This window comes from Salinicola sp. MIT1003, assembly GCF_001858555.1.
GTDB lineage: Bacteria > Pseudomonadota > Gammaproteobacteria > Pseudomonadales > Halomonadaceae > Salinicola > Salinicola salarius.
Map to the genome: position 1 here is coordinate 20,746 of NZ_MCAP01000023.1, position 6,575 is coordinate 27,320.

Consider the following 6,575-nt stretch of genomic DNA (forward strand, 5'->3'; position numbering starts at 1 on the left):
ATCCAGCAAGTGGCGTCGGTAAAAGGGGCGACTTACTCTGGGAGCTTGAGCGACTCGGGGCTCGTCGGCTGGTGTCTAAGATGGCTCGCCGCTGACGGGCTGAAAACGACGCAGTCTTAAAGAATTCGTCAGGACGAAGATACTGGATAGGCTCATGGCCGCAGCCGCCAATATCGGGTTGAGCAGGAAGCCGGTGAATGGATACAGCGCCCCTGCCGCTACCGGAATCAACGCCACGTTATAGCCATAAGCCCAGGCGAAGTTAGACAAAATGGTCTTGCGGGTGCGCTTGGACAACGCCGTGGCATTGACGATGCCTCTCAGATCGCCACGCATGAGCACGACGTCACCAGCCTCGATCGCAATATCGGTACCCGTGCCAATAGCAATGCCCACATCGGCTTGCGCCAATGCCGGTGCATCATTGATGCCGTCGCCGACGAATGCAGTATTGCGGCCTTCAGCCTGTAGTCGCTTGACCTCGTTTGCCTTTTGATCCGGCAACACTTCGGCGAGCACCTGCTGAATCCCCACCTGTCTAGCGATAGCCTCGGCCGTGGCGCGGTTATCACCGGTCAGCATGGCCACATCCAGGCCCTGCGCCCTGAGTGACGCAATAGCCTCAACCGAGCCCTCTTTGAGCGGATCGGCAACAGCAATCACCGCCGCAAGCTTGCCATCGACTGCCGCATACAGCGGGCTCTTGGCCTCTCTGGCAAGCGCAGTGGCACGCTCTTCCGCCTTGCCTAGGTCGATGCCGAGCCGACTCATATAGCGGTCAGCTCCCACATTGAGCTTATGGCCGTCGACCTCGGCTTCGATGCCAAAACCAGGCTCGGCCTGGAAGCGGCTGATGGATGGCAGATCTAGGCCTAAGTCTTTTGCACCACGTACAATCGCTTCGGCAATCGGGTGTTCACTTTGCGCTTCGACCGCGGCGACCCAGCGAAGCACTTCGTTCTCCTGCCCTTCGAGCACTACGAAGTCCGTCAGCTCGGGGCGTCCCATCGTCAGCGTGCCAGTCTTGTCCAGCACGATCGTGTCCACCCTAGCCAGGGTCTCGAGTGCTGCCCCTTTACGAAACAGCACACCCATCTCGGCCCCTTTACCGGTCCCCACCATGATTGCAGTGGGCGTCGCCAGGCCCATCGCACAGGGGCAGGCAATCAACAGCACACTGACGGTGGTGACAAAGGCGAAAGCCAGCGCCGGGGCTGGCCCGAAACCGAGCCACACAGTAAACGTGATTGCCGCAATCAGGAGCACGATCGGTACGAAGATTCCGGCAATCTTGTCGGCCAGCTTCTGGATCGGCGGTTTTTCCGCCTGGGCAGATTCCACCATCTTAACGATCTGCGACAGTACCGTGTCGGCACCTACTCGGGTGGCGCGGAACGTCAGAGCACCGTTCTTGTTGATCGTTCCGCCAACGACCTCATTATCCATCTGCTTGGCAACCGGCACCGGCTCCCCGCTGATCATCGACTCGTCGACGTAGGAGTGACCTTCCTCGACAATGCCATCGACGGGGATGCGCTCTCCCGGACGAGCCAGGATACGATCACCCGGCACGACGGCCTCGATCGGCACTTCAACCGTGTCGCCGTTGCGGATGACGCGGGCCGTTTTTGCCTGTAGCTGCAAAAGCTTCTTGATCGCCTCGGAGGTGCGGCCCTTGGCGACATGCTCGAAGTGACGGCCCAGCAGGATGAGCGTCACGATGACCGCCGCGGCCTCAAAGTAGCTTCCGGCGGTCCCCGCAGGGAAGAAGCCGGGAATCAAGAGCGCAGCCATAGAGTAGAAATAGGCGGCGCTTGAGCCAATCATGACCAAGCTATTCATCCCCGGGTTCGCATGTCGCAGTTCAGCGAAGCCCGCTCGGTAGAAACGTGCCCCGGCATAGAACTGGACTGGGGTAGTCAGCAACCACTCGATGCCCATCCAACCTCGGTGCGGCATGATGCTGGTGAATATCGCTTCCAGCGCAGGGATCATCTTGCCCATGGCAATAAACACGACCGGAATCGTGAATGCTGCCGCAATCAGCACCTTGTTGCGAAGCTGGACGCCCTCCTGGTCCTCGCGCTCGGTCTGTGTACTCTCCCCTTGGTCCTGCGGCTCATATCCCGCATCACGAATGGCATGGTGGATGCGTGGCAACGTTACCGCCGCGGGCAGGAACCGCACAAAAGCCTTTTGCGTGGTGAGATTCACGCTGGCCTGGACAATGCCTGGCAGCTTCTCAATGGTACGTTCAACCCGTGAGACACAAGAACCGCAGGTCATGCCGATAATAGGAATCTCAGCGGTTTCAACGACAGGCTGGTAGCCAGCCTCTTCAACGGCATGGACTGCCTGGCTGGGATTGGCATGCGCTTCGAAAGTAACCGTGGCCTTTTCAGTCGCCAGGTTCACTTGCACATCCGTGACACCGGACTGCTTCTTGAGGGCGCGCTCCACGCGCCCGACGCAGGAAGCACAGGACATGCCCCGAATACTGATATCGACACGCTCGGTCATTTAGAACTCCTGGCGGCATCACTCGCGTTAACAAGGTTCGAATGGCTGGCGATTGTTTCGCCAGGCCAGAAGGCGGGAATAAAGGGGATTTACTTGCCGTCGGTGATCGCTTCGACAATGGGGCACCCTTCCTTCATGGGGCCCTCTCCGGAACACTCCGAGAGGGTTTTCGAAAGCACCGACTCGATTTTCGAAAGATGCCTGATCTGCTCTCGAACTTTGATCAGCTTCTCTTCGGCAATCCGCTTGGCTTGTGCCCGGTCGCCGTTGGCATCCTGCAGGATCAGCAGTTCACGAATTTCATCGAGTGTGAACCCCCATTGCTTGGCCTGAAGAATGAACTGCAGCCTGGCCACATGCTCCTCGGGATAGCGGCGGTAGTTGGATTCCGTTCGCTGGGGCTTCGGCATGAGCCTCTCTTGCTCGTAGTATCGGATCGCCTGGGTGGCAATGCCGCAGCGCTCGGCCAGTTGTCCGATACTGTAGGTTTTCATCAAGAGTTCCTCAGCGACACTTCAGGTAGCCCGGTGCAACCGGACCACCTGATCGTTCTGTTGGTTACTTGGGCTGGCGGACCACACGCAGGTACGGTGTCTGCTCATCCCAGCCTTCAGGAAAGCGCTCCTTGGCTTCCTCGTCCGACACGGAGGGGACGATGATGACGTCTTCGCCGTTCTGCCAGTCCACCGGGGTTGCCACCTTGTGCTTGCCGGTCAGTTGCAGCGAATCGATGACCCGCAGGATTTCATCGACATTGCGACCCGTGCTGGGTGGGTAGGTCAGGGTCAGACGAATCTTCTTGTCAGGGTCTATGATAAAAACGGTGCGTACCGTCAGCTTGGGATCGGCCTTGGGATGAATCATCCCGTAAAGCTCTGCCACCAACCGATTCTCGTCAGCCAGTAGCGGATAGTTGAGAGACGCGCCTTGGGTGGTCTCGATATCCTTCGCCCAGCCGGCATGAGAAGCCAGCGGATCGACGGAAACACCGATCAGCTTGGCGCCGCGCTTGTCGAACTCATCTTTGCGCTTGGCAAATGCGCCAAGCTCTGTCGTGCAGACAGGGGTATAATCGGCCGGGTGAGAAAACAGCACGGCCCAACTGTCACCAAGCCACTCATGGAAGCTGACAGTGCCTTCCGTTGATTCCACCGTAAAATCGGGTGCTATTTCTCCAAGCTGCAAAGTCATGGGGCTATCCTTACGTTGGGGTTGGGTGATGCATGGTTTACGATAGCCCTAAAGTGAACTTTAAGGTCAACCCCAATGATGAAAAGCTTGTTATTACAGTAGTCGCCCAACGCACTTGACCTCCAGGCAAGGCAAAGGTTTTAAGCTAGCACTTTACCGATCTATCAGCGGCCTTAATCGACCGATGCCATTCCTCCCTTCACTATCTCAGGTGCCCCAGCTTAATCGGCCTGTTTCCCCTCCCTGGGATAAGCGGCCTTTCATCGCTGTCTCGGTCTGGTTGACCTCAACGGCTCTCAGCGAATCCTGCCTACATAGTAGTTCTCGTTAAAACCGCATACATTAATCAGTGGATAAACGGATGCTTACAAGAAGAGCCCTCGTCAAGAACTTGATTCTTGGCGGAAGCACGGCAACGCTGGTCACAGGCATGGCCGGTTACAGTGGTTTACAGCAGTTACTGTTGGGAAGACCCGCTTTTGCCGCTTCTCTCAAACCGCTTGCTGTTCCGCCACTGCTTGGCGGAGAAAGCCGGGACGGGATAAGGGTGTACGACCTCAACCTACAGAAGGGCACTACCCAATTCTACGATGGGATGAATACGCCCACGCTGGGTATCAACGGAAGCTATCTCGGCCCGACGCTAAAGATGCGGGCCGGGGATACCGTGCGACTCAACGTCACCAATCAACTCGGCCAGAACAGCACGCTGCATTGGCATGGCTTTCATCTACCGGCCTATGCCGATGGGGGGCCTCATCAGATCATCAAGGATGGTGCTACGTGGTCGCCACAATTTGAGGTGAAACAGCGTGCCTCGATGTTCTGGTACCACTCCCATTTGCCGCCCGTCACCGGCCCGCAGGTGTACCAGGGTCTTGCCGGGCTGATTTATGTGGACGACGAGGAGACCGGGCGCTTGGACCTGCCGAGCGAATACGGCGTGGACGACATTCCACTGATGCTACAGGATCGCACGTTCGACGATGATGGTTCGCTATTCTATTCCGGCATGATGATGGGTGTGATGGGTGACGTCATGCTCGTTAATGGCAGCTTGAATCCGTATTTTGAATCAAAATCCCAAAAGCTACGCTTGCGAATTCTCAATGGGTCCAATGCCCGTTTCTACTCGCTGGGTTTCAGTGACGAGCGCGTATTCAGTCAGATAGGCACTGATGGTGGGCTTTTGGAGCGCCCGATTGATGTCTCGCGCATTAGTCTCGCACCTGGCGAGCGCGCTCAGGTCATTGTTGATCTAAGTGATGGTCGCCCCGTCGTGCTACGCGCCGTCTCTTCCGGAAGCGGTCCGGTGGGCAGTGAACAGGTGTTCGATGTCTTACGTATCCAGCCCGACCTCGAACGTGCTCGTGTCGCGCCGCTGCCCAGTCGTCTCGTCACGCTGGATCAGCCCGATCCTGCTCAGGCGATCGGGACTCGCCCGTTCGTATTGGGAATGGGCATGACGATCAATGGAAAACGGATGGATCGCAACCGTATCGATGAAACTGTCCGTTTAGGAAGCACAGAGATCTGGGAGATAAGTAACACTAGCATGGTACCCCACCCGTTCCATGTACATGATGTCCAGTTCCGAATACTCGATCGCAATGGCTCGCCTCCTGCGCTGAACGAGATGGGACTAAAGGATACGGTGGTCGTTAATCCTGCTGAGCGGGTACGCGTGCTTCTGAGCTTTACGGATTACAGTGATCCATATCTGCCTTATATGTACCACTGCCATAATCTTGAACATGAGGACACAGGCATGATGGGCCAGTTCGTTGTGACAGCCTAATCAAATCATAAGGGCAGCTTCACCCCTCAAAACAGTGTATTTTGCTGATAAAGCTACGCGTCATAAACGGAACCGGCCTCGGTCCATACGTTAATGAGGGAGGCCCGTCTGCGTTGATCGAAACAAATCGTAAATTACTGCCCGGGACGAGTTGACCACAACAACTGGCATACAACAGGAGCTAGCACGGCACGTTAGCTTTGCACCAATACCCCCTCTAAGCCCGCCGATACCAGCGTGAACAGGACGAAGCCACCCACAAAAGCCAGCGGCGAGACGTGCGTATCTTCGCCGCTTTCATGAGCCTCGGATATCATGTCCTCAATGGCGGCGACCGTAAGAAGGCCTGCCGTAAACGTCAATGCTGCGAGTTTGAACGACTCCGGTTGGCTTCTGAGCACGAAATAAGCAAAAACGGCTGCCGAGAGGACGGGGATGGCAAAGGAGGCAGAAAGCAGCAGGCGCTTGCTGCGCGGAATCCCCTTGTCCTTCATGTTGGCAATTGCCGCGAAGCCCTCGGGAATATCCGCGAGAACCTGGCCCACCGCCAGGATCAAAGCGACTGACAGCGAGACCGCCGATCCCGCTCCGATCAGGAGACCGTCGCTGAACAAGTCGATGGACACGGCAATATAGATCATCCAGACGCTCGTCTGGCCGCTTTCTCTCTGCTGGCCTTGCCGCCTTTGAATGCCCTCTACGAGTTTCTCGATACCTACGTAAGCAATGCCGCCCAAGGCGAAGGAGAGTGCGATCAGCCAGGCTGAGAGACTTTCCAGCACGCGCGGCATGATCTCCACCGCCACCACCGCAATGACCAGACCGGCGGCGCCATGCAGGGCGTAATTGAGACGGCGCCCGGTCGTCCGCGAGACCTCCGCAACCAGCCCGCCACCGAAGTTTCCCAACGCGGGAAGCAATGCCAGGCCGAGCACCATCCAAATGCTATCCATGATCACCTTCCCTGGTCGATGTCTAGCTATCCGCCTTCTAGCACTCGCCTTCAAGCACTCGCCGGCGAAGCGGCCTGGCCCGAGCTTTCCGGCGGCACATTGACGGAGGCTCC

General features: G+C 57.2%; 5 protein-coding genes. 1 reads left to right on the plus strand and 4 read right to left on the minus strand.

Annotated features, from left to right (window positions below; all coding sequences use genetic code 11):
• Positions 1 to 75: 75 nt before the first annotated feature.
• The 3 genes from BC443_RS11290 to BC443_RS11300 all read right to left on the minus strand — a co-directional run bounded on the left by BC443_RS11290 (position 76) and on the right by BC443_RS11300 (position 3,711).
• Positions 76 to 2,520, minus strand: a complete 2,445-nt coding sequence (locus tag BC443_RS11290) for a heavy metal translocating P-type ATPase (protein WP_071231945.1) — start codon at positions 2,518 to 2,520, stop codon at positions 76 to 78.
• Positions 2,521 to 2,609: 89 nt separating this feature from the next.
• The gene (locus tag BC443_RS11295) at positions 2,610 to 3,014 is read right to left on the minus strand and encodes a heavy metal-responsive transcriptional regulator (protein WP_071231946.1); all 405 of its coding nucleotides are present in this window, start codon (positions 3,012 to 3,014) and stop codon (positions 2,610 to 2,612) included.
• A 64-nt stretch (positions 3,015 to 3,078) separates the two neighbouring features.
• Entirely contained in the window at positions 3,079 to 3,711 is a 633-nt protein-coding gene (locus BC443_RS11300) for a peroxiredoxin (RefSeq protein ID WP_071231947.1), read from the minus strand.
• 361 nt (positions 3,712 to 4,072) lie between these two features.
• On the opposite strand from BC443_RS11300, the gene BC443_RS11305 reads away from it, so the two are divergent.
• A complete protein-coding gene (locus BC443_RS11305; RefSeq protein ID WP_071231948.1) occupies positions 4,073 to 5,509 on the plus strand; it encodes a multicopper oxidase domain-containing protein in 1,437 nt (478 codons plus the stop codon).
• 194 nt (positions 5,510 to 5,703) lie between these two features.
• Here the strand turns inward: BC443_RS11305 and BC443_RS11310 are convergent, their stop codons facing one another.
• Positions 5,704 to 6,462 (minus strand): ZIP family metal transporter, encoded by a 759-nt coding sequence (locus BC443_RS11310; protein WP_071231949.1) that lies wholly within the window; start codon positions 6,460 to 6,462, stop codon positions 5,704 to 5,706.
• Positions 6,463 to 6,575 lie beyond the last annotated feature (113 nt).